Genomic DNA, 25,740 nt, shown 5'->3' with positions numbered 1-25,740 from the left:
AATGAGTAGCGTAGAAATTCTTGTTCCCGATCTTCCTGAGTCCGTTGCAGATGCTACGGTTGCCACATGGCATAAAAAACCAGGTGACAGTGTTCAGCGTGATGAAGTACTGGTTGAGATCGAAACAGATAAAGTCGTATTAGAAGTTCCTGCAAGCGAAGCGGGTGTTTTAGAAGCTATCGTTGAAGATGAAGGTGCAACGGTATTATCTAAGCAATTACTGGGGCGCATTCGTTTAGGCGACAGCACTGGTATTCCTGCTGAAGTGAAAGAAGCACAAGAATCAACACCTGCACAACGTCAAACTGCAAGTCTAGAAACAGAAAGCAACGATGCGCTGACCCCAGCTATTCGCCGTTTAATTGCAGAGCACGATTTAAACCCTGCGGATATCAAAGGGACTGGCGTTGGTGGACGTTTAACTCGCGAAGATGTTGAAAAACATTTAGCGGCAAATAAATCTGCGGCACCTGCGGCGAAAGCACCAGAAGCGCCACAAGCGCCTTTAGCGCATCGTAGCGAAAAACGTGTTCCAATGACGCGTTTACGTAAACGTATCGCAGAGCGTCTGTTAGAAGCGAAAAACACCACTGCAATGTTGACGACGTTTAACGAAGTCAATATGCAACCAATCAAAGACTTACGTAAACAATATGGCGAAGTATTCGAAAAACGTCATGGTGTTCGTTTAGGCTTTATGTCTTTCTATGTGAAAGCTGCTGTTGAAGCACTGAAACGCTACCCAGAAGTGAATGCTTCTATCGATGGCGATGATGTGGTTTACCATAACTATTTCGATATTAGTATTGCAGTTTCAACACCACGTGGTCTGGTAACACCTGTTCTACGTGATGTCGATGCAATGAGCATGGCTGATATCGAGAAGAAAATTAAAGAACTGGCTGTCAAAGGTCGTGATGGTAAATTAACTGTTGAAGACTTAAGTGGCGGTAACTTCACTATCACTAATGGTGGCGTATTCGGTTCTCTGATGTCTACACCTATCATTAACCCACCACAGAGCGCGATTTTAGGCATGCATGCGATTAAAGACCGCCCTATGGCTGTAAATGGTAAGGTAGAGATTCTTCCTATGATGTATTTAGCACTGTCTTACGACCACCGTTTAATCGATGGTAGTGAGTCAGTTGGCTTCTTAGTCGCTATCAAAGATATGCTGGAAGATCCAACTCGTTTACTGCTGGACGTATAGCAACATAACAGGGCAGGGTACAACTTGTCCGGTCTGAAGTAACCGATGCAGCCCGTTCGCGGGTTGCTAAATCAGTAACAATTGCAGGAGGCGAATAAACGCCTCTTCAGACTCAATTATGGATAGAACATCATGAATTTACACGAGTACCAGGCAAAACAGTTGTTTGCACGTTATGGGATGCCTGCACCGACAGGTTATGCCTGTTCATCAGTCGCTGAAACCGTCGATGCTGCTAAAAAAATTGGTGACGGCCCATGGGTAATTAAATGCCAAGTTCACGCAGGTGGACGTGGTAAAGCTGGCGGCGTAAAAGTCACTAGTGATATCAATGAAGTGAAAGCATTTGCAGAACACTGGTTAGGTAAAAACTTAGTTACCTATCAAACTGATGCAAACGGCCAGCCTGTTAACCAAATTCTGGTTGAAACGGCAACTGATATTGCTAAAGAACTCTATTTAGGTGCGGTTGTAGACCGTAGCACTCGTCGCGTTGTATTCATGGCATCTACCGAAGGTGGCGTGGAAATCGAGAAAGTAGCAGAAGAGACTCCAGAGTTAATTCATAAAGCGATTATCGACCCACTGACTGGCCCAATGCCTTTCCAAGGCCGTGAATTAGCATTCAAATTAGGCTTAACCGGTAAACAAGTTAGCCAATTCGCGAAAATTTTCATGGGTCTGGCAACATTATTCTTAGAACGCGATTTAGCATTAGCTGAAATCAATCCACTGGTTATTAGTACTGCGGGTGATTTAGTTTGTTTAGATGGTAAATTAGGTATCGATAGCAACGCGTTATATCGCCAACCAGAAATTCGTGAACTGCGTGATGAATCACAAGAAGATGCACGTGAAGCACAAGCCGCTCAGTGGGAACTGAACTACGTTGCGTTAGATGGCAATATCGGCTGTATGGTTAATGGTGCGGGCCTTGCAATGGGTACCATGGATATCGTTAAGCTGCACGGTGGTGCACCAGCTAACTTCTTAGATGTTGGCGGCGGCGCGACAAAAGAGCGTGTAACTGAAGCATTTAAAATTATTCTTTCTGATGAAAACGTGAAAGCAGTTTTTGTTAACATCTTTGGTGGTATCGTTCGCTGCGACCTGATTGCAGACGGCATCATTGGTGCAGTTGAAGAAGTTGGTGTAAATGTACCAGTAGTTGTGCGTTTAGAAGGTAACAATGCAGAGTTAGGTGCTAAAAAACTGGCAGACAGCGGCTTGAATATTATCGCTGCGAACAGCCTGACAGATGCAGCTAAGAAAGCAGTAGCAGCAGCGGAGGCTAAATAATGTCTATTTTAATCGATAAAAACACCAAAGTAATTTGCCAAGGTTTCACAGGTGGCCAAGGTACATTCCACTCAGAACAAGCGATTGCTTATGGCACGCAAATGGTGGGTGGTGTGACTCCAGGTAAAGGTGGCACTGTACACTTAGGTTTACCTGTATTTAACACTGTTCGTGAAGCTGTAGAAGCTACGGGTGCAACAGCCTCTGTTATCTATGTTCCAGCACCATTTTGTAAAGATTCTATCTTAGAAGCTATCGATGCTGGCATTAAACTGATTATCACCATCACTGAAGGTATCCCAACGTTGGATATGCTGACAGTTAAAGTGAAATTAGACGAAGCAGGCGTTCGTATGATTGGTCCTAACTGCCCAGGTGTTATCACTCCGGGTGAATGTAAGATTGGTATCCAACCTGGTCATATCCATATGCCAGGTAAAGTCGGTATCGTTTCGCGTTCAGGTACGTTGACTTATGAAGCTGTTAAACAAACAACAGATGCAGGCTTAGGTCAATCAACGTGTGTTGGTATCGGTGGTGACCCAATCCCCGGTTCAAACTTTATTGATATCCTGAAATTATTCCAAGCGGATCCACAAACTGAAGCTATCGTCATGATCGGTGAAATCGGTGGTAACGCAGAAGAAGAAGCAGCGGCTTATATTAAAGAGCACGTCACTAAACCTGTTGTCGGTTACATCGCAGGTGTAACTGCACCAAAAGGCAAACGTATGGGCCACGCAGGTGCAATCATCGCAGGCGGTAAAGGCACTGCTGATGAGAAATTTGCTGCATTAGAAGCGGCTGGTGTGAAAACCGTTCGTAGCCTTGCAGACATCGGTGATGCAGTAAAATCACTGTTGAACAAATAAGTAATTCGCTAGGTAACTAGCAAGAGTAAGAGACGAAAGCCCGTGCTCATGAGAGCGCGGGTTTTTTTATACCTTGCAAAAATGTTTCAAACAATTTTTGTATGGTTATGCGGTTTTATGAAAAGTATGTCTATACTTAAAAATGCGGACTAAAGGGTTATATGAAGGAAAATGGGTAATAAAATGCCAATTAGGCGAGGAAGGGGGGAGTTAGTCGCATTTTGTGCAAAAAATAGCAAAATTGCGACATGTCAATTTTATAATATTGACGATAATTCAATTAAGCCAATATAACCGTTTTTTGATAAAAAAGGCTATATTAATAAAATTCATAATAAGTTTAAAATAAGATACTATTACAAATTAAATATTCTTTTTTCGAGGCTTTAATTCATAGATTATATTTTTTGTTAATCTTTGGAAAAATTAAGAACATCTATGTCATTATCAATAACAGCATTTTAACAAGTAAATAACCATTAATTGACTGGCAGGTATAGCAATTAACAATAGGAAAAAAATTGACGTAAATCAATTCATTGCCTCTGGCTTTATTTGCTTAAATTGCTTAAATTGGTGCTCGATCAAATACTCGGTTTTCTATTAAAGGGTATAATTATTGATGTAAATTCAGAATTCAAATCTGAGTCACGTAAAAGAAGTTTATTGTGTGTGAAGATAGGCGTACTATTATTATAGTAATGTTCGTTCTTTTAATTTTGTTAATTATTTGTTGTTTTGAGGCATTTTTTGCTGGTAGTTAAGAGGCTTTCTAAGTATTAAAAACTGGAAGCTGGGTTGCCGCAAGTCGGTGTCTTCCTGCTAGGAGCAAGGAGTCAAGATGTTTGATATTGTCGAACTGTCACGATTACAGTTTGCCTTAACTGCGATGTATCACTTTCTGTTCGTACCATTAACGCTAGGTATGGCGTTTTTGCTTGCGATCATGGAAACGGTATATGTACTGTCAGGCAAGCAAATTTATAAAGATATGACTAAGTTCTGGGGTAAGTTATTCGGTATTAACTTTGCCCTAGGTGTTGCAACGGGTTTGACCATGGAGTTCCAATTCGGTACTAACTGGTCTTACTACGCGCACTATGTTGGAGATATCTTCGGTGCACCTCTTGCAATCGAAGGTTTGATGGCGTTCTTCTTAGAATCTACCTTTGTCGGTTTATTCTTCTTTGGTTGGGATCGTTTAAGCAAAAAACAACACCTTGCTGTAACATGGTTAGTTGCTTTAGGTTCTAACTTCTCTGCTCTGTGGATTTTGGTTGCGAATGGTTGGATGCAAAACCCAATCGCTGCTGATTTCAACTTTGAAACTATGCGTATGGAAATGGTTAGCTTCTCTGAGCTAGTCTTGAACCCAGTTGCACAAGTTAAGTTCGTCCACACAGTTGCTGCGGGTTATTGTACCGGTGCAATGTTTATCTTAGGTATTAGCTCTTACTACCTGCTTAAAGGTCGTGATGTTGCTTTTGCTAAGCGTTCTTTTGCAATTGCAGCAAGTTTTGGTATTGCAGCGGTTCTATCTGTTATCGTTCTTGGTGATGAATCAGGTTACGAAATGGGTGACGTGCAAAAAACTAAACTTGCAGCGGTTGAAGCTGAGTGGGAAACTCATGCTCCTCCTGCCGCGTTTAACTTAATCGCTTGGCCAGATACCGAGAAACAAGAAAATAAATTTGCGATCTCGATTCCTTGGGCGATGGGTATCATTGCAACCCGCTCGGTTGACACTCCTGTTTTAGGTCTGAAAGACCTAATGAAACAACATGAAGTTCGCATTCGTAACGGTATGATTGCATATGGTCAGTTACAAGAACTTCTTGCAGGTAACAAAGATCCTGAATTGCGTGCAGCATTTGAAGCAAGCAAAAAAGATCTTGGGTATGGTCTGCTGTTAAAACAATATGCACCAAATGTTGTTGATGCAACTGAAGCTCAAATCCAAAAAGCAGTGAAAGATAGTATTCCTAACGTTGGGCCTCTGTTCTGGGCATTCCGTATCATGGTTGGTGTTGGCTTCCTGTTACTGTTAATTATTGGCTGGGCATTCCTGTCAGTAGTTCGTAACCGTATTGGTCAAAATAAACTGTTGCTGCGTATTGCACTGCTCGGTATTCCACTACCATGGATTGCAATTGAGTCAGGTTGGTTCGTTGCAGAGTATGGTCGTCAGCCATGGGCAATTGGTGAAGTGTTACCTGTTTCGGTTGCACACTCTAACTTGACGACTCATGACCTGATCTTCTCTATGGTATTGATCTGTGGTCTGTACACACTGTTCTTAATTGCTGAAATGTTCTTAATGTTCAAATTCGCTCGTAAAGGGCCAAGTAGCCTGAAAACCGGTCGTTATCACTTTGAACAGAAAAACACTTCTGCACACGACGTTCAGTAAATAGGAGTCCACTTATGTTTGATTATGAAGTTCTTCGATTTGTGTGGTGGATCCTTATCGGTGTATTACTGATTGGGTTTGCTGTCACAGATGGCTTTGACATGGGCGTTGGCTTCTTATTACCTATTTTAGGTAAAACAGATACTGAACGCCGTATCATGATTAATGCTGTTGCACCGCACTGGGATGGTAACCAAGTTTGGTTAATCACTGCGGGTGGTGCAATGTTCGCTGCATGGCCACAAGTTTATGCTGCGGCATTCTCTGGTTTCTATGTTGCTATGATTTTGGTATTAGCTGCATTGTTCTTCCGTCCGGTTGGTTTCGACTACCGTTCAAAACTGGAGAACCCAAAATGGCGTAACATGTGGGACTGGGGTCTGTTTATTGGTGGTTTCGTTCCACCATTAGTTATCGGTGTTGCGTTTGGTAACCTGTTATTAGGTGTTCCACTGCAAATCGATAATCAACAGTATCTGACTTACACAGGTAACCTGTTTGGTCTGCTAAACCCATATGGTCTGTTAGCGGGTGTTGTCGGCTTAATGATGATTGTGACGCAAGGTGCAACTTATTTGCAAATGCGTACCACTGGTGAACTGTACTTACGTGTTCGTAAAGCAACTTATATCTGTGCATTAGTCACTTTAGTGGCTTTCGCAGGCGCAGGTGTTTGGTTAGTGATGGGTATTGATGGTTATGTTGTTACTTCAACTATCGATACATTAAGCGTATCTAACCCACTAAACAAAACTGTTGCCGTTGAATCTGGTGCTTGGTTAACTAACTTCAATACTTACCCAATCCTGTGGGCGTTGCCTGCTCTGGGTGTAGCACTGCCGTTAGTGACAATGCTGTTTAGTAAAGCAGACAAAAATGGTTTGGCGTTTGTGAGTTCTTCATTAACCATCGCTTGTATCATTTTAACCTGTGGTGTAGCAATGTTCCCATTCATCATGCCTTCAAGCATCATGCCAAACGCAAGTTTGACCATGTGGGATGCAACATCTAGCTTGTTCACACTGCAAGTAATGACTGTTGTTGCTATTATCTTTGTACCAATCGTACTGGCATACACCGCATGGTGTTACTACAAAATGTTCGGTCGTTTGGACAAAAACTTCATCGAAGGCAACAAGCATTCACTGTATTAAGGAGCATAACTATGTGGTATTTCGCCTGGATCCTCGGCACGCTGTTAGCTTGTAGTTTTGCAGTGATCGCAGCATTAGCGTTAGAGCACTCTGAAGACTCTAAAGCCGCTAAAGATGGTGAGTAATAAAAATGCTGGTGGATAAAACCTATCAGCTATTGGATAAGGGGCCGATAAGGGCCCTTATCCTTATTTTAGCTTTAGTTACTGCAGGTGCAGTCATGTGGGATCCAACCCTATTTGCTGCAAAAACTAGTTCATTTCAAATATGGCAAGGGCTGCTGTTAATATGGGCAACGTGTACCGCGATGATTTTTGGTGTGGGTTTTAAACCTAAAAAAGTTATCTTTCGTGCAATTTTTCATCCATTGCCTGCTGCCATCATTCTTATTTGGGGACTTTTTCAGGTCTTTAGATAATTCTAATTGCTAATTATGGGTCCATTGACCCATAATTATTTTTGATATCTTTACTTTCAAAGTGATTCCAAACTGGCACTGTCTTGCGTATAGTGGCACCGTTAATTAATTTAACCTAAGACGGAGTGATTGTTATGTTATTTCGCTGGCCTGTTCGCGTGTATTATGAAGATACAGATGCGGGCGGTGTTGTTTATCATGCACGCTATTTAGCCTTTTTTGAGCGAGCAAGAACCGAAATGCTGCGAAATAAAGGTATCAATCAACAAAGTATGCTTGCTGAGAACCTTGGCTTTGTTGTGCGAAGCATGACAATTGATTTTGTCAAAGGGGCGAAGCTGGATGACCTGCTGGAAGTTGAAACACAAATTATTGAAATGAAACGTGCTTCCTTAACTTTTCAGCAAAGGTTAGTTGATTCGCAAGGTAACCTGCTTTGTGGGGCAAATGCCCTTATTGCTTGTGTGGACACATCAAAAATGAAGCCAATTGCGCTTCCTAAGTCTATTGTCGCGGAGTTTAAACAGTGACTGACATGAATATCCTGGATTTATTCCTTAAAGCGAGCCTTTTGGTTCAGCTCATTATGTTCGTTTTGATCGGTTTTTCTATCGCATCATGGGCGATCATTATTCAAAGAACGAAAATTTTAAATGCGGCAACGCGTGAGGCTGAAGCATTTGAAGATAAGTTCTGGTCAGGTATTGAGCTATCGCGCTTATATAAAGAAAGCCAAGCTCGCCGTGATGAATTGAGTGGTGCCGAACAAATTTTCCATTCTGGTTTTAAAGAGTTCGTTCGTTTACACCAAGCGAATATTCATGCGCCAGATGCAGTAGTGACGGGAGCTTCCCGTGCAATGCGTATTTCAATGAATCGTGAACTCGAATCAGTTGAAGCACATATCCCATTTTTAGGTACTGTTGGTTCAATTAGCCCATATATTGGTTTATTTGGTACTGTTTGGGGGATTATGCATGCGTTTATTGCATTGGGAGCGGTAAAACAAGCAACATTACAAATGGTTGCACCGGGTATTGCTGAAGCGCTGATTGCAACCGCAATTGGTTTGTTTGCAGCGATCCCAGCAGTTATGGCATTTAACCGTTTGAACTTACGTGTCAGCAAATTAGAGCAAAACTACGATAACTTTATGGAAGAGTTTTTAGCCATCTTGCATCGTCAAGCCTTCTCTGCTGATAAGAAATAAGACGGGGAGATAAGCGAATGGCGCGCACAAGTCGCAGACGTGAGCTGAAATCCGAAATCAACATTGTTCCATTACTGGACGTATTGTTGGTACTGTTGCTCATATTTATGGCAACAGCACCGATTATTTCTCAAAGTGTGGAAGTTGAATTGCCGGATGCAACAGATACACAAACCGTATCATCAAGTGATAACCCACCGATTATTTTAGAAGTGTCGGGGGTTGGCCAATATAACATGCGCCTTGATGGTGAGGTTTTAGAATTGCTGCCACCAGAGCAAATTGCTGCAGAGGCGAAATCTCAACTAGAGAAAAATCCAAAAGCAATTTTCTTGATTGGTGGTGCAAAAGAAGTCCCTTACGAAGAAGTGATTAAGGCGCTGAATATATTACACAGCGCAGGGATAAAATCGGTTGGCTTGATGACTCAGCCTATTTAGGCTGGGTTATTGTCGTTTGAATAAGTCACAATTCTTTTTTTGGATACCAGAGTGGGAAAGACAAAAGAGAAAAAAGATAACTTAAATCGATCGTTAGTGATGTCAATCGTATTGCACGTCCTATTGATTGGTTTGATTGTTATAGGCTCTTTAGTTTCCGTCGTCAAACTTGGTGGTGGCGGGGAAGAGGGAACTGTCATCGATGCGGTGATGGTTGACCCTGGCGTGGTTGTTGAGCAGTATGAAGAAATGCAAAGACAGCAAAATAACGTCAGACAAGCGGCAAAAGAGCGCAAAGAGCAAGAACAAAAGCAAGAGGCTGAGCTTAGAGAACAGCAAGAAAAGGAACAAAAGCGTCTTCAGCAGCTTGAAGAAGAGCGTATTAAAATTCAACGTGATACAGCTGAGCAACAAAAGCAAGCTGAGGAACAACAGAAAAAAGCATTAGACGCTGCTAAAAAAGCGAAGGAAGAGCAAAAAATAGCGGAAGAAGCTGCTGCAAAAGCGAAAGCTGAAAAAGAAAAGCTAATTAAAGAGCAAGCGGCTGAGAAGGCGAAGGCCGAGGCGCAAGCGCAGAAAGAAGCCGAAGCCGCTAAAGCCAAAGCTGAAAAAGAAGCTAAAGAAAAAGCGGAAAAAGAAGCCAAGGAAAAAGCCGATAAAGAAGCTAAAGTAAAAGCTGAAAAAGAAGCGAAAGCTAAAGCGGATAAAGAAGCTAAAGAAAAAGCCGATAAAGAAGCTAAAGCAAAAGCGGCGAAAGCCAAAGCTGAAGCGGCTAAAAACGCGGCTTCCGTAGATGATTTGCTTGGTGATTTAACTGCCTCGGGCCCAAGCAAACAAGGTGGTGAAGCCGCAGCTGGAAAAGGTGGTGGTAAAAAATCGGGCGCTTCCAATGCGGATGTGGACAGCTATGCTGGTAAAGTCAAAGCGGCTATCCAAAGTAAATTTTATGATTCAGATACTTTCCGTGGACGTACTTGTGAACTTCAATTGAAGCTCGCGCCTGATGGGTTATTGGTGAGTATTACACCAAAAAATAGCCCAGCTAATGACGCGGCACTCTGTGATGCAGCAATTCGTGCAGCAAAACTTGCAACGATGCCTAAGCCACCGAGCAGAGAAGTCTATGATACGTTTAATAAAGCGGGTAGCACAGTTGTGTTTAAGCCTTGATTTTCAATAACTCAGAGCAGTCTGTATTGATATTATTAAGGCAATAGCATAAATAGTTTGTGTGGTATCTAGTTTTGTTATTATACCTTTGTTAAAATTCAGCGAATTATTGCGGTAGTAAATAATCCGCAGTAAGGGAGATAAGAATGAAGCAGGCTTTTAAAGTAGTTTTAGGGTTCCTAATGCTATGGGCGACAGTGGCTCAGGCTGAAATACGTATTGAGATCACTGAAGGTGTTAATTCAGCTCAACCTATTGGCGTTGTGCCGTTTAAATGGTCAGGTGCGGGTGCACCACCACAAGAAGTCGGCCAAATAGTCGGCGCTGATTTACGCAATAGTGGGAAATTTAACCCTATCGAGCCAAGCCGCATGCCTCAACAACCTGGTACCGCTTCTGAAGTGATTCCTGAAGCGTGGACAGCATTAGGTATTAATGCTGTTGTTGTGGGGCAGGTACAGCCAGCAGCAGATGGTAGCTTTGTCGTTAGCTATCAGTTAGTTGATGTTGCGGCTAACCCAGGTGCTGTTTTATCTCAGAACCAATATAAAGTAACCAAAGAATGGTTACGTTATGCAGCGCATACTGCAAGTGACGAAGTCTTTGAAAAATTAACAGGTATTCGTGGCGCATTCCGTACTCGTATTGCTTATATTGTTGTTAACAAAGGCGGTCAGTATCCATATGAATTACGAGTTTCTGATTATGACGGTTTTAACCAATTTACGGTTCACCGTTCACCAGAACCTTTGATGTCGCCAGCATGGTCACCAGATGGTGAGAAATTGGCTTATGTTACATTTGAAAGCGGTAGTTCAGCACTTGTCATTCAAACGTTATCAACAGGAGCAGTTCGTCAGGTAGCATCATTCCCACGTCATAATGGGGCACCTGCATTCTCTCCAGATGGCACAAAATTGGCATTTGCACTGTCTAAAACAGGCAGCCTGAATTTATATGTTATGGACTTAGCGAGTGGGCAAATTCGTCAGGTGACTGATGGACGTAGTAACAATACGGAACCAAGCTGGATGCCAGATAGCCAAACTTTAGTCTATACTTCAGATCAGGCGGGACGTCCGCAGATCTATAAAATAAATATTAATGGTGGCAGCCCTGAACGTGTGTCTTGGGAAGGAACACAAAATCAGGACGCTGATGTTAGCCCGGATGGTACTTTCTTAGTGATGGTCAGCTCCGGCGGCGGTCAGCAACATGTCGCCAAACAAGATCTGGCAACGAACAACGTTGAATTTTTAACGAAAACGTTCCTAGATGAAACGCCGAGTATCGCACCTAACGGCACTATGGTAATTTATAGCTCCTCTCAAGGCTTGGGGACTATATTGCAGCTAGTTTCGACCGACGGGCGTTTCAAAGCGCGTCTTCCGGCTACCGATGGACAGGTTAAATTCCCTGCCTGGTCGCCGTATCTGTGATGCATAATAATAATGTGTGGCAAAAAATATTAAGGATCAAAACGATGCAACTGAATAAAGTGCTTAAAGGGCTGATGATCGCGTTACCAATCATGGCAGTCGCAGCTTGTAGCTCTAACAAAAACAATGACCAAGATGGCGTAGATACTTCTACTAACCAAACTAACACTGGTCTGTCTGCGGAAGAGCTGGCACGTCAGCAAATGGAACAGCTGCAACAAAACAACACTGTTTACTTTGGCTTTGACAAATACAACGTATCTCCAGAATACGCTGAAATGTTAGATGCACACGCAGCATTCCTGCGTAGCAACCCATCTGTACGTGTTGTTGTTGAAGGTCATGCGGATGAGCGTGGTACTCCAGAATACAACATCGCGCTGGGCGAGCGTCGTGCTAATGCAGTTAAAATGTACCTGCAAAGCAAAGGTGTTTCTGGTGACCAAGTTTCACTGGTTTCTTACGGTAAAGAAAAACCAGCTGTGTTAGGTCACACTGAAGCAGACTACGCGAAAAACCGTCGTGCAGTCATTGCATACTAATAGATAAGCGAAATTATCTATTATGAACAGTAACTTCAGACACTTACTAGTCGGTCTGTCGTTATTGGTTGGCGTAGCGGCCCCTTGGGCCGCTATTGCCCAAGCGCCAATCAACAATGTCGGATCTGGTTCAACAACAGATCGCCTTACCCAACTTGAGACAGCAGTTAGCTCTCAAGGTCAAATCATGTATCAAATTCAACAACAACTCGCTGACAACCAACGCGACATCGACATGTTACGTGGTCAGATTCAAGAAAGTGAATACAAATTGAATCAAGTTATTGAGCGCCAGAAAGATTTATACATGCAATTAGACAATGCAGGCGGTGGAAACTCAGCAACTTCAGGTGATACAACAACACCTGACACTAGTGCATCAAACGCATCACCTTCCTCAACGGCACCTACGGCAGCTGCTAATACAGGTGGGAATGAGAAAGATGATTACAATGCTGCAGTCAAATTAGCGATGGAAAGCAAATCCAAAGCTCAAATTGATCAGGCAATAGGGGCATTACAAGGCTTTGTTAAAGCCTACCCTAAGTCTGGGTATCAATCTAACGCCAATTATTGGTTGGGGCAGTTAAACTACAATAAAGGTAGCAAAGACGATGCTGCTTTTTATTTCGCAACTGTAGTTAAGCAATATCCTAAATCCCAAAAAAGCAGCGAAGCCTTATATAAAGTTGGGCTGATCATGCAAGATAAGGGACAGAAAGATAAAGCAAAAGCTGTTTACCAACAGGTGTTGAAACAATATCCAAACAGTGCTGGTTCAAAATTAGCCGAAAAAAAGCTGAGTACACTTTAATTTATAACCCCGAAGCCATATTACCGAATATTTCGGGGTTATCAGTATGATAAGTGTGCATTTAATCTTTTTTTGCAAAAAAATCATTGCACCCTCGCCAGAAATCAGTAATATAAGCCGCCGTTGATACGAGAATACGGTTAGCCAAAAATCTCGAAAGACAAAAAGAAATTTAGTTAGAAATATTGTTTTAGATGGGTCGTTAGCTCAGTCGGTAGAGCAGTTGACTTTTAATCAATTGGTCGCAGGTTCGAATCCTGCACGACCCACCATCTAAAACCTATAGTAGCAAAAAGAAGTAATCCAGATGGGTCGTTAGCTCAGTCGGTAGAGCAGTTGACTTTTAATCAATTGGTCGCAGGTTCGAATCCTGCACGACCCACCATCTAAAACCTATAGTAGCAAAAAGAAGTAATCCAGATAGGTCGTTAGCTCAGTCGGTAGAATATTTGAGTTTTACAAGATGGTTGCAGGTTCGGCCCGTAAGGGGAAGTTCGAAGAACTTAAAATCCTGCACAAACAAGTAATTAAGTAATCCCAAAGATGGGTCGTTAGCTCAGTTGGTAGAGCAGTTGACTTTTAATCAATTGGTCGCAGGTTCGAATCCTGCACGACCCACCATCTCAAGTCCAGCCTTAGCATTCAGTTCCAATTCAGTAAATACTCAATCGTTAAGCCATACCTCGTAAGCTGGTTGCAGGTTCAGCCCGTAGGGTAAATCCGAAGGATTTAAATCCTGCACGACCCACCATCTCAAGTCCAGCCTTAGTATTCAATTCCCAATTCAGTAAATACTCAATCGTTAAGCCATACCTCGATAAGCTGGTTGCAAGTTCAGCCCGTAGGGTAAATCCGAAGGATTTAAATCCTGCACGACCCACCATCTCAATACCAATCCAGTAAATGTTCAGCTGCCGAGCCATATCTCGACATGAAAGCACTGCATTCCTTTGCTGTACTTTATTTATCTTATTTCACCAGTTTCTGGAAGTAAGGCGTTATCCTGTAAAATACCAATAAGTAGTTCTTGCATTTTCTCAGCCATAATCTGCATATTATCAAATCCTTGAAGGCTAGCGAGCTCAATAGTTACATCTTTAAAGCAGCGCATTAAACACTGAAGAGACAATGCGGCGCTTTGAGCCGTTCCACAATTAAAAATAACCTCCAATGCCTCGATATAAGGTTTAGGCATCCACTCATGGTAGTTGCGTCCTTTATGCCAAACATGTCCACCTTGTAAAGAAACAAGGCGTTCTAGCAGCGTTAAAAAATACTGTTTCATATCCGCACTTCTTGACCATGCGACCCACAACTCATCTCGTGTTAAAGCAATGGTAACTTGATGTGCTTCATGCCAAAAATCAGATACAACGTCAGCGAATTGCGATATTGTTAATTGAGGAGGAGCAAATACTTGTTGGTTAGCACTTTCAGGTAAGCCTTCGGTGATCCCTGTTTTATCGAGTAATACAGTAAAACCACGGGAAAATGTCGCATCTAAACCTTGCAGCTTCATCTTAGATAATCGCTCAGGCTCAGCAAAAGTGAAATCCACTTTGCGGCCTTCTTCAAAGATCACCAAGCGAGTTGGCCAATCAGGGGAATCCTCTTCAAGATTTAGCAAATGAAGGGCAACCAAAGGTCCACCAAACTGATTTATCCAAGACTTCTGATTGAATATTTCAGATGTACCGTGGCCGATCAGCTCGATATCAATATCGGAATAACTATCAACATGTTGATCTCGCCCTCGAGAGCCAGTTAATACCACGGCTTCAATTCTTGGATCGAGCAATGAAACTGAAATAATTTTATTTATTAATAATGCAGGTGATTCCATAACTGACCTAATGAATTAAGTAAGGATGGCTAAGATACCGATAAAGAGGCAGAAAAGCGAAGCTTCAGACGCAAAAAACTACTTAAATGCCCAAGTTTTTTTCGAAGTGAGGGAAAATTGTTAGCGTTTATAGGTGATGTGACAGAATTTAAGCTGTGTTAGTACCAAAATTGCCTTAATTGCGAAAAGCACATTGTGTTAAACATGGGGACGGAAAAAAGTACCGTGGTGATATCGCTAATGTAAACTTAATTTAAACTTTACTTTTTGTGAAAGTACCCTGAAATTACGTTGCTTTTTTATTATCTGTAGCTATATTTATAAACAATTATTTCCTTTGTTATATATTAAAATAAAATTTGTATTTTATTTCTTATCAAATTATTATTTGTTTTTTAAAGGAAATTAAAATGAAGACAAGTATATCAAAACTAGATAAATATTTTTTAGAATTAAAGGATTATTATGAATCCATAAGTGGAAATCTAAAAGAACTTCATGTAGAAATAGATACATTAACTGAAAAAATATTAAAAATAGAAGCTGAACACGAGAGTATATTCCTTGCCGAAAGTTATAAGTTGGAAAGTAAACTAACATATGTTGAATATATTCAATCTAAAATATATATTGATAGAGTTAAAGTTTATATTCATACCGTTAAGAATGCTCTAGATAAATATCAGCAACTGCAAGATGAATTGCGCTTTTATATTAAAAGCCCAAAAGAGATAAAAAACATTACACCAAATATCGCTGAGTGTTATGACAATGTGACAGAAAGCATTCGTAATTATCCATACATTAGTTCTAGATTACACAGATTGTTATCCACGTTTGACTCGAAGGTTAGCCAGTTGATCACTGATACTAAAGAATATACTTTAACTTTTCACTCTTCCTTGGCTAATTTAAGATACACTGCAAGTGATATATCTTATTCGATAGGAAGTTTACAGCAATATAAACAATCGGATGAGGAATTAGAGATTAATAATGCTGAGAATGATGAACTTGAAATTATTACTGAGTATAGGCAAAAAATGGATATGTCGAGTGATAAATTAATACAAGATAGTACTAAAGAGGGTGATGCTATTAGTTACGAAAACAAAATAAAATCTGAATTACATATTGAGAGTGGAAATTTGACCGAGAATATTGCAGGGTTTTACAGTAGAGAGAAAATTCTATCTAATATAGTAAGTCATAATAATATTATAGAATCCATTTTTCTACCTATACCAATATATTAGTTGCATATCTTCCTTTGATTTATCATACCTGTCTACAGTACAAGTCGGCAGGTTGTAACTTTTTTATTTCATGACATTTATACCCGTGACTCTTCAAGTTGCAGGGCATTTCGTTGAGGTATAAGTGACTACGCTCGTCGAGCCACAGAGTTTATCTATGCACTCCGTCTATTTTCCTTGTCGCCTGCCCGCAACCCGAATTATTGGGGGATATAAAATTAACGTGTACGATCCCTATTACATATACAAGTTAGCCTCTTAATTAAACACCATCTATTGATAAATCAAAGAGCAATCAACTTTTGCTTTCATGCAGGGTATATCCTTTGAGGAGAATCGCTAATGGGGAGGAAATGATGCTAGATAAGTAAAAATAGTGAAGACTTATTGAGCAAATTAGCGTATCGTGTTTAGTATATAAAACAAAAATTGTGAATTTAGGCGGTTTTTAGCTTGGTTTAACTATTAAAATCGCTTTTTGCTAAACAGAGGCAACCAATGAGCGTGTTTATCGATTTTGACCAGTCAGTTTATCCATTCCCAGCAAAACCCGCACGATTAAGCTCGGATGAAAAATCATTTTATCGGCAGCGGATCAAATCGCTTTTGTTCGAAAAAAATGCGGTGATCGTTGCACATTACTATACTGACCCTGAAATTCAAGCATTGGCTGAAGAAACGGGGGGTTGTGTCGCAGACTCTCTTGAAATGGCGCGTTTTGGTGCAAAGCATTCGGCATCAACTTTGGTTGTTGCTGGGGTGAAATTTATGGGCGAAACTGCAAAAATTCTCAGCCCAGAAAAGCAAGTCTTAATGCCGACATTAGAAGCCCAATGTTCCCTTGATATTGGTTGTCCTGAAGCGGAGTTTATCCGTTTTTGTGATGAGCACCCAGATAGAACCGTAGTGGTGTATGCCAATACCTCTGCAGCAGTTAAAGCTCGGGCTGATTGGGTTGTGACCTCAAGTATCGCAGTGGAATTGATTGAACACTTAGACAGCTTAGGTGAAAAAATTATTTGGGCTCCTGACCGCCATCTCGGACGTTATGTTCAACAGCAAACTGGGGCAGATATTCTGTGTTGGCAGGGGGCTTGTATTGTTCATGATGAATTTAAAACGCAATCATTAGAAAAAATGAAAGCACTATACCCTGAAGCAGCGGTATTGGTGCACCCTGAATCACCCCAAGCGATTGTCGACCTAGCGGATGCGGTTGGTTCTACAAGTCAATTAATTAAAGCAGCACAAAATTTACCTAACCCATCGATGATAGTGGCGACGGATAAAGGTATTTTTTACAAAATGCAGCAAGCTTGCCCCGAGAAGACGCTTTACATCGCTCCAACAGCGGGTGAGGGCGCTACATGCCGTACTTGTGCACATTGCCCTTGGATGGCAATGAATGGCTTAAAAGCGATTGCTGACGCCTTAGAAGGGAATACGCAAGATCATCAAATTCATGTCAGTGAGATATTACGAGAAAAAGCATTACGACCATTAAATAAGATGCTAGATTTTGCAGAGAGTCTAAAATAATAAATACAATTTTAATGAAGTACTGAGCAATACAACATTAACGATCACTTATAAAGGATTTTGGGATGGATTTCTTTAGTACAGCCAATACGTTAGTGCAGATCCCGCTATGGGGTTCAGTTTATGATTTATCTTACATTGAAGCCGTGGGGACCATTGCCGGCTTACTTTGTATCTTGCTTGCCAGCTTAGAAAAAACGATTAATTATCTGTTTGGGCTAATTAACGTTTCTCTGTTTGCAGTTATTTTCTTTCAAATTCAGCTATATGCAAATTTATTGCTACAGATATTTTTCTTTGTCGCCAATATTTATGGCTGGTATGCATGGAGTAGGGTCACCAGTTCGCAGCAAGCAGAGTTAAAAATTCGTTGGTTGAGCTTACCAAAAGCGGCTATAACACTGGTTATTTCAGTCGTTGCTATTATTTATCTCACATTTAATATTGATGCAGTATTTGGCGTACTAGCAAGATGGGCAGTCGAGTTGTTAAATCTGTTTGGTGCCAACCTTGCGATGCCTACGATAGAACCGGATGCATTCCCATTCTGGGATTCTGCAATGACCATACTTTCTGTCGTCGCAATGATCTTGATGACGCGTAAGTATGTAGAAAACTGGCTACTGTGGGTCATTATTAATGTGATTAGTATTGTTATTTTCTTTATTCAAGGTGTTTATGCGATGTCTTTAGAATACTTAATTTTGTTAGGTATCGCGGTCAATGGCTCCAGACTTTGGATAAAATCAGCTAAAGAGAATGGCTCCTCACCAATTTCGCGTATTTAGCCAGAAAAAATCCGATAAAACGGCTAAAGTGACATCATCGTTGTTTAGCTGTTTTAGTTATTCTTTGCTCTGCTAAATGGGTTTTTAGCTTGTTTATTGTGCTAAATATCAGCCTTTCACCTCATTTTATAATTAGCGATTAATAAAACCATGGTTTTATCGTGCGTTTGCCTGTTTACAGACTTCGGTTGAACGGTTAGATTAAAAATTCGATGCTAATTATCTTGTAAGTTTTTTAAGTCCAGTGAAGTCATTCACCGTTCCGCTCAACGCTTTACTCAAGCGCAGTAACTTGGGAGAAACCTAGCATGCAAATCAACTACAGTAAAAAATAATAAACATTGGATATACGGGTATGAATTATCAGAACGATGACGTCAGAATAAAACAAATAAAAGAATTATTACCACCAATTGCTCTGCTTGAAAAATTTCCAGCAACCGATAAAGCTGCGTTTACCGTTCATGAAGCACGCCTCGCTATCCACAATATTTTAGCAGGCAAGGACGACCGTTTGGTTGTCGTCATCGGGCCTTGCTCAATCCATGATACTAAAGCGGCTTTAGAGTACGCAGAGCGTTTAGGTAAATTGCGTGAAGAACTTAAAGGTTCTTTAGAAATTGTCATGCGTGTATATTTTGAAAAGCCGCGCACCACAGTGGGTTGGAAAGGGTTGATCAACGACCCTAAAATGGATTGTAGCTTTGATATTAACGAAGGTTTGCGTATTGCACGTGAATTGCTGTTAACAATCAATAACCAAGGTTTACCGACTGCAGGTGAATTCTTAGATGTTATTAGCCCGCAATATGTTGCAGATTTGATGAGTTGGGGAGCAATCGGTGCTCGTACGACGGAATCACAAATTCACCGTGAATTAGCGTCAGGTTTATCTTGTCCTGTCGGTTTTAAAAATGGTACCGATGGCACGATTAAAATTGCCATTGATGCAATTAATTCAGCGCGCTCAGCTCATTGTTTCTTATCGGTCACTAAATGGGGGCATTCTGCCATTGTGAACACTAGCGGAAACCCTGATTGTCATATTATTTTACGCGGCGGTAAAGAACCAAATTACAGTGCTAAACATGTACAAGAAGTACGTGAAGGGCTAGAAAAAGCAGGGCTTGTACCGAGTATTATGATTGACTTTAGCCATGCGAATAGCTGTAAAAAATTCGAGAAACAAATGGAAGTGGCGACCGATGTGAGCGAGCAAATCCGTAATGGTGACCGTTCTATTACAGGGATTATGATTGAAAGTAATCTTGTTGAAGGTAACCAAAACTTAGAATCGGGCGAGCCATTAGTTTATGGTAAAAGTGTCACTGATGCATGTATTGGTTGGGATGATACTGAAAAAGTTTTACGTCAATTATCTGATGCAGTGATTACACGTCGTACGAAATAAATATCTTCTTTTTAAAATAAAAAGCTAATTCTATAATTGAATTGGCTTTTTTAATATTTATATAATTATAAATATTAAGCTCTCTAGTTTCAATCCATATGAAATATATTATTTTCATTTTTAATGTTTGTGTGTTATTAAATATTAAATAAAAATTTGTTTATTTTATTAGGTTGGGTTAAATTGATTTTAAACCTAATTATTGAAGTGTGATATTTTTTATTCACTATCTTAGTTGTTAGATTTTATTTGGCTCTTAGAGGCTTATTTAATGGAATGATTTTTTAATTTTACTAGCAAATATGCTTTTCTAGAATCTATGGTTAATTTTATCAATTTATTAAGTGTAATTTAGTGAAAGTTATTTTGTTAAATTTAGTTATGATTAAATAAATATGGAAAGTAAAGGAAATAAAATGGAAAAAAATATCAAAATTGAATTGAATCGTAATATATATATGAGAATAAATTCACATGATTTAGGTGTGTATATTGATTCTGGAGAGAAAATTTATCATATAATGAGTAACAGTACAGAAAAATACATTAAAATTTTTTCTGATAAGAAAGATATGGGGGAGATTAGTGAAAAAAAATTACAGCAGATTAAAGATTATATTCTAGAAGTTAATAATTATGCTATTGGGACACTAAAGCAGATAAGTAGTATAATTGATTTCAAGGAAATGATTATCAAATATTTTAATTCTGAAAGCCTTGATGAAAGAGAGTCATTACTTAAAGAATTAAGTGAATATGGAAGTAAATTAGTTAAAGAAGAGCCTTATTTAAAGTATGTATTCGATGTTATTGATACTGATGGAATGAATGATAAACTATTTCATGAATTGAAGTCAATTGACAATGAATTTTCAGAACTAGCTAAAAACTCTAGGTATGGAAGTAATAGTGTACATTCTTTAGTTAATAATGTTAAGGAATTTCTTGCGGATAAAGAAGCTTTTTATTCGGATTATATTGGCGAACTAAACAGTAATCAGAAAATGGTTGATTTGTATGATTCAATGGCAAAAAATTATCAGAAACAAATATTTGATAAGTGTCTTCAGGGATCTCTAACGGAAGCAAGAGAAATAGAAACCAAATATAACGATACTATAAGTAACCGAGATATTTTCGAGTCTCATATAACTCATACTAAATCAACGATGAAAGCGTACAAAGAGGCGATTAGAAAACAAGAAGCTGGAACTCAAAACTTTGTTTCTGTTATGGCAGGTTTTGCTCCAGCAGATATGAGTTTTGGGGTGAGGAATGATCATCAAATTAATTCACTCAGCCATACACAGATTATTCACCCAGCTATATACAACTAATAGTAAAATTTAATTAATAAAATTCTCTGTCAATATATTTATTGGCAGAGAATATTATCCTCTAGCTATTTTTGTATTTTACTCAATAACTCCATTAGCTTAGCTTTCTCTTCAGATGTTGCATTAGCTGGCGTTGCCGTTAATTGCAATACTTCATTGTCGGTCTGAACATCGAAATGCACTTTTCCTTTTTCACCTTTCACGTAAGTGACATCTTTTAAGGGAATACGGTAACAATGAGCAAAAATATTGGGGCGAATATATAAATGAGCATCTTTGACGGCTAAATAAACGCCATCTCCCGCTTTTTTGCCGAAGTAACCAAGAAAAATGGTAAAAACAAACAGGAACATCCCTAAACTTTGGCTTAATATAATGAAAGTGATACTGATTAAACCAAGTGCGCCGACTAAAATACGGTTATTACGTTTGTTGAACTCAACACGTTGGTCAAATTGAACATTTAAAGATGTATCAAATTGGTTTAGTTGATGATAGCGCCAGCGGATCGCAGAGAAAATCATTCCCATAGTAAATACAATGGTGATTGGCATCAATGCTAGGCTACTTAATATCGTAAGAACAATGGATAACCGAGGTTTATAAGCCATTACCATCATACTAATAATTTGTACTGGAAAGCTGACACAGGCAATGATCATTAAGGTTTTCATCAGCTCAGCATTAGCTGCACCATTTGAACCATCAACGACTAATTCGCCACCTTGGATCATATACAGCAGAGAGCCTAAGATACTGGCGCTCAATACAAGACCAACCCAAACATACATATTAAATTTGTTCATTTTGTTGTTTTATCAACCTTTCAATGTGTTTTCCCTATGATAGCCGCTTATTCCTCTTTCTAAAACTAACAGTTAGTGTTTTTTGTTATAGAGGGAATAAGGTCATATTTCAGATAATAAAAAAGGGCTAAGCAAATGGCTTAACCCTTCTGTATTAAAGATAAAGTAAGTAATTACTTCGCTTTACCTTGGTTTGCAACTGCAGCTTGTTTAGCAGCGATTTCATCTTGGTTACCTAGGTAGTAACGTTTGATTGGTTTCATGTTTTCATCGAATTCATAAACCATTGGTACCGCAGTTGGAATATTTAATTCAAGAATTTCATCTTCACTTAAGTTGTCTAAGTGTTTAACTAAAGCACGCAGTGAGTTACCGTGAGCGGCAATGATCACTTTCTCACCACTGGTGACACGTGGTTTGATCACTTCTTCCCAATAAGGGACAACACGTTCAATTGTTGTTGCTAAGCTTTCAGTGACTGGTAATTCGTTTTCTGACAGTTTCGCATAGCGAGGGTCGTGGCCAGGGAAGCGTTCATCATCTTTAGTCAGGTCAGGTGGTGTGATGGCAAAGCCACGACGCCATAATTTAACTTGTTCGTCACCGTATTTTGCTGCGGTTTCTGATTTGTCTAAACCTTGCAGAGCACCGTAATGACGTTCATTTAATTTCCAGCTTTTTTCGACTGGTAACCATGATTGTTCAACTTGATCAAGGATGTTCCATAAAGTATGGATAGCGCGTTTCAGAACGGAAGTGTAAGCAAAATCAAAAACAAAACCTTCGTCTTTTAGCAGTTGGCCTGCAATTTTTGCTTCTTCGCGGCCTTTATCAGACAGTTCTACGTCAGTCCAACCTGTGAAGCGGTTCTCTTTGTTCCACTCACTTTCACCGTGTCTTACTAAAACCAGTTTAGTTACAGCCATAGCTAAAACTCCTATCAGTACATTCTAATTAGAAATGAATTGTTGCTGACCTACATTATAGGGATAGTCAACTCGAACGCCAGTAGCAACTTGCGTTTTCTCCCTATCTATGTGAAAAACAAATTTTACATGAGGGTAATGACTTGTTTTCTAAGTTTGTAGATCCTGTGGATACTCTAAATTTAACTCGAATTGAATCGATACAGCAAGCGATAAAATGACGGTTTGTACATTCTTATGATGGATATCAAGCAAAGTGCCTAATAACTTTAAGGCAAAGAACAGGCAGTTGGTTGTTTTTTTACAAATTACTGATGATTGCTGTTTAAACCAAGTTTGTTTTTTCACCATAAGTTTTTTGTTCGGTGATTGAGGTACACTGACTCGTTTGAACATTGTGCTTGAAGTCGTGAGTTTGTAATGGTCCAATGAACTGATAACATTGAAAATGTTATCAGCTTTTGATGAATTACATTGTCTCACTTATTGAGCAATATAAATTTAATGAGTTAAGCATTAATCAATACTTCATTATTCTGACCTATCTTAAATTTGTTATTTTTCAAATTTTTTATTTCATTAAATTCCTTTTAATTAAGCTTGTGGGTTGAATCGCATTCTATATAAAAATGCATAAAAATACTTTTTTTGAATTAATATAAAGAAGCCAGATTAATAATTTATATTATTGTGGAATTTCCAGTTTTTTATTCTTTTGCTTTTTTTACTAAAATATATTTTTAAAATAAAAAATATTTTTATAATTTAATCTAAGTCATTAATAATCAATTTATTATTAATTAACGAAGGTCGTTAATAAGGTTTTGACGGTTTTAATTTATATCTATTTTAATAAATGAGTGTGGAATCACAGTAATTTTCTATTTTATACGTTTAGAATGATGCCAATTTCTAAAGGGGAAACACGATGTCTTTACATTTTGCTTCATTTTTTAAGACCTGCATTTTATTTTTGCTGTCACTTGATAGCAAAATGAAGGCTTTATTGAGCAAAATTTGCTGGTTTGTTCCCGTTACCTCTTTAGAAAAAGACGAATCCGAATACCCTAACCAATTAGAAAATGATTTTTCAGTTAATTGGTCGCAATTATGGCTGAGTGCACAGACGCTTTATACCGAATTATTTGCTAGCGGTGTGGTTAAAGTAGAAAGAAAGTATTACGTAAAGCCATTAATATCACTGAATATTCGTAAGCGTTACGAATTGCTATTTTTGTTCCTTGTTTCTAGTTTACGTCACATGATGACTTGCCGTCATTCTAGTGGTGCGCCTGGAAATTTGGCTAATTTAACTTTAATTGTCTTTCAAAAGCACAATGCGCGTTTTCGCCATTGTGCTTTTTTTATTACCTGAATTAAATTTTTAAGGAGTTGTTATGTTTATTATCTGTGTCGCTGCTTGTCCTACTGGTGTTGCTCATACTTATATGGCAGCGGAAGCATTGGATATCGTAGGGAAAAAACGTGGTCACGAAATCAAAGTTGAGACCCAAGGGAGTATGGGAATTGAAAATGAAATTACCAGTGACGACTTAGCAAGAGCAGATGCGGTCATTTTGGCTGCTGATGTCGCTGTTATTAATAAGGAACGATTTGATGGAATGATTAAGCTTGAATGTAGCGTTGCTGATCCAATTAAGTATGGCGATGCAATTATTGATGCCATCGAGGAGGAAATGAAGAATGGGGCAGTTTAATGGTGCGTCTAAATTAGGTATTGGTACGGAAATTAAAAATGCCATTATGACTGGTGTGTCATGGATGCTGCCATTTGTTATTGCTGGTGCGGTAATTATGGGGATAGCGCGTATTGGTGCATCTTTATATGGCATTGATAATATTTGGGATGCAAGCCATCAGGATGCGACAAATTTTGTGGTGCAAATGCTTCATAAATTTGATGGTTTTGGTGGGTTAGCGTTATCACTCATGTTACCCATTGTTGCGGGTTATATCAGTTTTGCGATTGCGAATAAACCCGGACTAGCGCCAGGCATGGTTGGCGGCCTATTGGCTAGCAATTTAGGGACGGGGTTTTTAGGTGCATTAGCGGCAGGATTTATTGCGGGTTACATTGTTCGTTTATTAGCGAAATATACGAAATTACCCAAATCACTTGCATCAGCAGGACCTATTTTTATTTTACCAGTCGGGGGTACATTACTCACCTGTATTATTATGGCATTTGTGATTGGTGCACCTTTAGCGGCACTTAATCATGGTATGGAACAATGGCTTTTATCAATGTCGGGGTCTAACAAAATTATTCTTGCTGCCGTTATTGGTGCCATGGTTGGATTTGACCTTGGGGGGCCAGTTAATAAAGCGGCTGTAACTACTGCAATGGCATTATTAGCATCGGAAATTTATGAGCCAAATACTGCGGCTCAAGTGGCTATTATTATTCCCCCAATTGGCATTGGCTTAGCAACGTTAATTTGGGCAAAACGTTTTCCTGAGTCATTACGAGAGGCTGGCAAAGCGTCGACATTAATGGGGTTAATTGGTGTTTCAGAGGGTGCAATTCCATTTGCGCTGGCAAATCCAAAAATTATTATTATTAATATAGTTGGTGCAGCAACAGGTGCGGCGATGGCAGTTGGTTTAGGTGCGATAAACCATGCGCCTATTTCAGGGTTTTATGGCTGGTTGGCCGTAGATAAATGGCCGATATATATATTATCGGTTGCTGTAGGATCTGGAATTATCACTGTTGGTTCTTTATTAATATTTCGTGGAAATAAAACGATAGAAACTAAAAAAATAGAAACGGCGATTCCTAAATTTAAAGTCGGACGTTAATTAGAACTTTATCTTAATAATCTTATGCTG

Annotated in this window: 26 protein-coding genes and 3 tRNA genes; 25 read left to right on the top strand and 4 right to left on the bottom strand. The window is 39.5% G+C overall.

From position 1 onward, the window contains the following. The first annotated feature begins 1 nt into the window (after position 1). The 17 genes from odhB to P3L37_RS14060 all read left to right on the top strand — a co-directional run bounded on the left by odhB (position 2) and on the right by P3L37_RS14060 (position 13,602). Positions 2-1,213 (top strand): 2-oxoglutarate dehydrogenase complex dihydrolipoyllysine-residue succinyltransferase, encoded by a 1,212-nt coding sequence (gene odhB / locus P3L37_RS14140; RefSeq protein ID WP_004909074.1) that lies wholly within the window; start codon positions 2-4, stop codon positions 1,211-1,213. Positions 1,214-1,345: 132 nt separating this feature from the next. Then, the gene (gene sucC, locus P3L37_RS14135) at positions 1,346-2,512 is read left to right on the top strand and encodes an ADP-forming succinate--CoA ligase subunit beta (protein ID WP_004909077.1); all 1,167 of its coding nucleotides are present in this window, start codon (positions 1,346-1,348) and stop codon (positions 2,510-2,512) included. Beyond that, positions 2,512-3,384 carry a succinate--CoA ligase subunit alpha gene (gene sucD / locus P3L37_RS14130; RefSeq protein WP_004256808.1) on the top strand — a complete coding sequence of 291 codons (873 nt, stop codon included), beginning with the start codon at positions 2,512-2,514 and terminating at the stop codon, positions 3,382-3,384. The genes sucC and sucD overlap by 1 nt, the downstream gene beginning before the upstream one ends. Before the next feature lie 841 nt (positions 3,385-4,225). Beyond that, entirely contained in the window at positions 4,226-5,794 is a 1,569-nt protein-coding gene (gene cydA / locus P3L37_RS14125) for a cytochrome ubiquinol oxidase subunit I (RefSeq protein ID WP_004256799.1), read from the top strand. A gap of 14 nt (positions 5,795-5,808) precedes the next feature. Next, complete coding sequence (gene cydB, locus P3L37_RS14120) at positions 5,809-6,948, top strand: cytochrome d ubiquinol oxidase subunit II (protein WP_004909081.1); 1,140 nt, start codon at positions 5,809-5,811, stop codon at positions 6,946-6,948. 11 nt (positions 6,949-6,959) lie between these two features. Then, a complete protein-coding gene (gene cydX, locus P3L37_RS14115; RefSeq protein WP_004909083.1) occupies positions 6,960-7,073 on the top strand; it encodes a cytochrome bd-I oxidase subunit CydX in 114 nt (37 codons plus the stop codon). Between the two features lie 5 nt (positions 7,074-7,078). Continuing rightward, positions 7,079-7,366 carry a cyd operon protein YbgE gene (ybgE, locus tag P3L37_RS14110; RefSeq protein WP_004256791.1) on the top strand — a complete coding sequence of 96 codons (288 nt, stop codon included), beginning with the start codon at positions 7,079-7,081 and terminating at the stop codon, positions 7,364-7,366. Between the two features lie 134 nt (positions 7,367-7,500). Beyond that, positions 7,501-7,896: a tol-pal system-associated acyl-CoA thioesterase gene (ybgC, locus tag P3L37_RS14105; RefSeq protein ID WP_004256789.1), complete on the top strand. Its 396-nt coding sequence runs from the start codon at positions 7,501-7,503 to the stop codon at positions 7,894-7,896. Then, positions 7,893-8,576 (top strand): Tol-Pal system protein TolQ, encoded by a 684-nt coding sequence (tolQ, locus tag P3L37_RS14100; protein WP_004256787.1) that lies wholly within the window; start codon positions 7,893-7,895, stop codon positions 8,574-8,576. The genes ybgC and tolQ overlap by 4 nt, the downstream gene beginning before the upstream one ends. Positions 8,577-8,593: 17 nt before the next feature. Then, on the top strand, positions 8,594-9,016 hold the full coding sequence (gene tolR, locus P3L37_RS14095; protein ID WP_004256786.1) for a colicin uptake protein TolR: 423 nt from the start codon (positions 8,594-8,596) through the stop codon (positions 9,014-9,016). Positions 9,017-9,067: 51 nt separating this feature from the next. Next, positions 9,068-10,186: a cell envelope integrity protein TolA gene (tolA, locus tag P3L37_RS14090; RefSeq protein WP_109912828.1), complete on the top strand. Its 1,119-nt coding sequence runs from the start codon at positions 9,068-9,070 to the stop codon at positions 10,184-10,186. 146 nt (positions 10,187-10,332) lie between these two features. Continuing rightward, positions 10,333-11,625: a Tol-Pal system beta propeller repeat protein TolB gene (gene tolB / locus P3L37_RS14085; RefSeq protein WP_004909089.1), complete on the top strand. Its 1,293-nt coding sequence runs from the start codon at positions 10,333-10,335 to the stop codon at positions 11,623-11,625. Between the two features lie 44 nt (positions 11,626-11,669). After that, on the top strand, positions 11,670-12,167 hold the full coding sequence (pal, locus tag P3L37_RS14080) for a peptidoglycan-associated lipoprotein Pal (protein WP_004909091.1): 498 nt from the start codon (positions 11,670-11,672) through the stop codon (positions 12,165-12,167). 22 nt (positions 12,168-12,189) lie between these two features. Beyond that, positions 12,190-12,981, top strand: coding sequence for a cell division protein CpoB (gene cpoB / locus P3L37_RS14075; protein ID WP_109912827.1), 792 nt, complete (start codon positions 12,190-12,192; stop codon positions 12,979-12,981). 196 nt (positions 12,982-13,177) lie between these two features. Beyond that, positions 13,178-13,253: transfer RNA gene (locus tag P3L37_RS14070), tRNA-Lys, on the top strand. 37 nt (positions 13,254-13,290) lie between these two features. Next, a tRNA-Lys gene (locus tag P3L37_RS14065) sits at positions 13,291-13,366 on the top strand. A gap of 160 nt (positions 13,367-13,526) precedes the next feature. Continuing rightward, positions 13,527-13,602, top strand: a tRNA-Lys gene (locus P3L37_RS14060). A gap of 50 nt (positions 13,603-13,652) precedes the next feature. On the opposite strand, the gene P3L37_RS14055 is transcribed toward P3L37_RS14060, so the two are convergent. Both P3L37_RS14055 and P3L37_RS14050 read right to left on the bottom strand, forming a co-directional pair. Beyond that, a complete protein-coding gene (locus P3L37_RS14055; RefSeq protein WP_162617362.1) occupies positions 13,653-13,922 on the bottom strand; it encodes a hypothetical protein in 270 nt (89 codons plus the stop codon). Positions 13,923-13,945: 23 nt separating this feature from the next. Then, the gene (locus tag P3L37_RS14050; protein WP_110731787.1) at positions 13,946-14,824 is read right to left on the bottom strand and encodes an aminoglycoside 6-adenylyltransferase; all 879 of its coding nucleotides are present in this window, start codon (positions 14,822-14,824) and stop codon (positions 13,946-13,948) included. Positions 14,825-15,234: 410 nt separating this feature from the next. On the opposite strand from P3L37_RS14050, the gene P3L37_RS14045 reads away from it, so the two are divergent. The 5 genes from P3L37_RS14045 (at position 15,235) to P3L37_RS14025 (ending at position 21,155) form a co-directional block, all read left to right on the top strand. Next, positions 15,235-16,080 (top strand): hypothetical protein, encoded by an 846-nt coding sequence (locus P3L37_RS14045; protein WP_109912824.1) that lies wholly within the window; start codon positions 15,235-15,237, stop codon positions 16,078-16,080. Between the two features lie 498 nt (positions 16,081-16,578). Next, a complete protein-coding gene (gene nadA, locus P3L37_RS14040) occupies positions 16,579-17,619 on the top strand; it encodes a quinolinate synthase NadA (RefSeq protein ID WP_004909097.1) in 1,041 nt (346 codons plus the stop codon). Positions 17,620-17,684: 65 nt separating this feature from the next. After that, the gene (pnuC, locus tag P3L37_RS14035) at positions 17,685-18,407 is read left to right on the top strand and encodes a nicotinamide riboside transporter PnuC (RefSeq protein ID WP_109912823.1); all 723 of its coding nucleotides are present in this window, start codon (positions 17,685-17,687) and stop codon (positions 18,405-18,407) included. A 355-nt stretch (positions 18,408-18,762) separates the two neighbouring features. Beyond that, on the top strand, positions 18,763-19,818 hold the full coding sequence (gene aroG, locus P3L37_RS14030) for a 3-deoxy-7-phosphoheptulonate synthase AroG (RefSeq protein ID WP_109912822.1): 1,056 nt from the start codon (positions 18,763-18,765) through the stop codon (positions 19,816-19,818). 416 nt (positions 19,819-20,234) lie between these two features. Then, the gene (locus tag P3L37_RS14025; RefSeq protein ID WP_110731789.1) at positions 20,235-21,155 is read left to right on the top strand and encodes a hypothetical protein; all 921 of its coding nucleotides are present in this window, start codon (positions 20,235-20,237) and stop codon (positions 21,153-21,155) included. Positions 21,156-21,220: 65 nt separating this feature from the next. On the opposite strand, the gene P3L37_RS14020 is transcribed toward P3L37_RS14025, so the two are convergent. Together P3L37_RS14020 and gpmA are read right to left on the bottom strand one after the other, a co-directional pair. Next, the gene (locus tag P3L37_RS14020; protein ID WP_109910947.1) at positions 21,221-21,961 is read right to left on the bottom strand and encodes a hypothetical protein; all 741 of its coding nucleotides are present in this window, start codon (positions 21,959-21,961) and stop codon (positions 21,221-21,223) included. A 173-nt stretch (positions 21,962-22,134) separates the two neighbouring features. After that, a complete protein-coding gene (gene gpmA, locus P3L37_RS14015; RefSeq protein WP_004909107.1) occupies positions 22,135-22,887 on the bottom strand; it encodes a 2,3-diphosphoglycerate-dependent phosphoglycerate mutase in 753 nt (250 codons plus the stop codon). Between the two features lie 928 nt (positions 22,888-23,815). On the opposite strand from gpmA, the gene P3L37_RS14010 reads away from it, so the two are divergent. From P3L37_RS14010 to P3L37_RS14000, 3 genes are read left to right on the top strand one after another with little or no spacing between them, the layout of a single operon-like run. Continuing rightward, a complete protein-coding gene (locus P3L37_RS14010; protein WP_109910949.1) occupies positions 23,816-24,262 on the top strand; it encodes a hypothetical protein in 447 nt (148 codons plus the stop codon). 22 nt (positions 24,263-24,284) lie between these two features. After that, positions 24,285-24,605, top strand: coding sequence for a PTS fructose transporter subunit IIB (locus P3L37_RS14005; protein ID WP_004909112.1), 321 nt, complete (start codon positions 24,285-24,287; stop codon positions 24,603-24,605). Continuing rightward, complete coding sequence (locus tag P3L37_RS14000; protein WP_110731791.1) at positions 24,592-25,710, top strand: PTS fructose transporter subunit IIC; 1,119 nt, start codon at positions 24,592-24,594, stop codon at positions 25,708-25,710. The genes P3L37_RS14005 and P3L37_RS14000 overlap by 14 nt, the downstream gene beginning before the upstream one ends. Positions 25,711-25,740 lie beyond the last annotated feature (30 nt).

The sequence above is a fragment of the Providencia sp. PROV114 genome, assembly GCF_032704305.1.
GTDB classification, from domain to species: Bacteria; Pseudomonadota; Gammaproteobacteria; order Enterobacterales; family Enterobacteriaceae; genus Providencia; species Providencia rettgeri.
Note: the sequence above shows the minus strand (reverse complement) of the source record. Positions and strands in the feature narration are given on the sequence as shown.

What these genes read in the sequence shown, in the direction of transcription:
- P3L37_RS14000 (WP_110731791.1), top strand. Translation starts at nt 24,592, where the DNA reads ATGGGGCAGTTTAATGGTGCGTCTAAATTAGGTATTGGTACGGAAATT.
- odhB (WP_004909074.1), top strand. Translation starts at nt 2, where the DNA reads ATGAGTAGCGTAGAAATTCTTGTTCCCGATCTTCCTGAGTCCGTTGCA.
- pnuC (WP_109912823.1), top strand. Translation starts at nt 17,685, where the DNA reads ATGGATTTCTTTAGTACAGCCAATACGTTAGTGCAGATCCCGCTATGG.
- aroG (WP_109912822.1), top strand. Translation starts at nt 18,763, where the DNA reads ATGAATTATCAGAACGATGACGTCAGAATAAAACAAATAAAAGAATTA.
- cpoB (WP_109912827.1), top strand. Translation starts at nt 12,190, where the DNA reads ATGAACAGTAACTTCAGACACTTACTAGTCGGTCTGTCGTTATTGGTT.
- P3L37_RS14005 (WP_004909112.1), top strand. Translation starts at nt 24,285, where the DNA reads ATGTTTATTATCTGTGTCGCTGCTTGTCCTACTGGTGTTGCTCATACT.
- cydB (WP_004909081.1), top strand. Translation starts at nt 5,809, where the DNA reads ATGTTTGATTATGAAGTTCTTCGATTTGTGTGGTGGATCCTTATCGGT.
- nadA (WP_004909097.1), top strand. Translation starts at nt 16,579, where the DNA reads ATGAGCGTGTTTATCGATTTTGACCAGTCAGTTTATCCATTCCCAGCA.
- P3L37_RS14050 (WP_110731787.1), bottom strand. Translation starts at nt 14,824, where the DNA reads ATGGAATCACCTGCATTATTAATAAATAAAATTATTTCAGTTTCATTG.
- P3L37_RS14020 (WP_109910947.1), bottom strand. Translation starts at nt 21,961, where the DNA reads ATGAACAAATTTAATATGTATGTTTGGGTTGGTCTTGTATTGAGCGCC.
- cydX (WP_004909083.1), top strand. Translation starts at nt 6,960, where the DNA reads ATGTGGTATTTCGCCTGGATCCTCGGCACGCTGTTAGCTTGTAGTTTT.
- tolR (WP_004256786.1), top strand. Translation starts at nt 8,594, where the DNA reads ATGGCGCGCACAAGTCGCAGACGTGAGCTGAAATCCGAAATCAACATT.
- P3L37_RS14010 (WP_109910949.1), top strand. Translation starts at nt 23,816, where the DNA reads ATGTCTTTACATTTTGCTTCATTTTTTAAGACCTGCATTTTATTTTTG.
- sucD (WP_004256808.1), top strand. Translation starts at nt 2,512, where the DNA reads ATGTCTATTTTAATCGATAAAAACACCAAAGTAATTTGCCAAGGTTTC.
- gpmA (WP_004909107.1), bottom strand. Translation starts at nt 22,887, where the DNA reads ATGGCTGTAACTAAACTGGTTTTAGTAAGACACGGTGAAAGTGAGTGG.
- ybgC (WP_004256789.1), top strand. Translation starts at nt 7,501, where the DNA reads ATGTTATTTCGCTGGCCTGTTCGCGTGTATTATGAAGATACAGATGCG.
- tolB (WP_004909089.1), top strand. Translation starts at nt 10,333, where the DNA reads ATGAAGCAGGCTTTTAAAGTAGTTTTAGGGTTCCTAATGCTATGGGCG.
- P3L37_RS14045 (WP_109912824.1), top strand. Translation starts at nt 15,235, where the DNA reads ATGAAGACAAGTATATCAAAACTAGATAAATATTTTTTAGAATTAAAG.
- ybgE (WP_004256791.1), top strand. Translation starts at nt 7,079, where the DNA reads ATGCTGGTGGATAAAACCTATCAGCTATTGGATAAGGGGCCGATAAGG.
- cydA (WP_004256799.1), top strand. Translation starts at nt 4,226, where the DNA reads ATGTTTGATATTGTCGAACTGTCACGATTACAGTTTGCCTTAACTGCG.
- P3L37_RS14025 (WP_110731789.1), top strand. Translation starts at nt 20,235, where the DNA reads ATGGAAAAAAATATCAAAATTGAATTGAATCGTAATATATATATGAGA.
- sucC (WP_004909077.1), top strand. Translation starts at nt 1,346, where the DNA reads ATGAATTTACACGAGTACCAGGCAAAACAGTTGTTTGCACGTTATGGG.
- pal (WP_004909091.1), top strand. Translation starts at nt 11,670, where the DNA reads ATGCAACTGAATAAAGTGCTTAAAGGGCTGATGATCGCGTTACCAATC.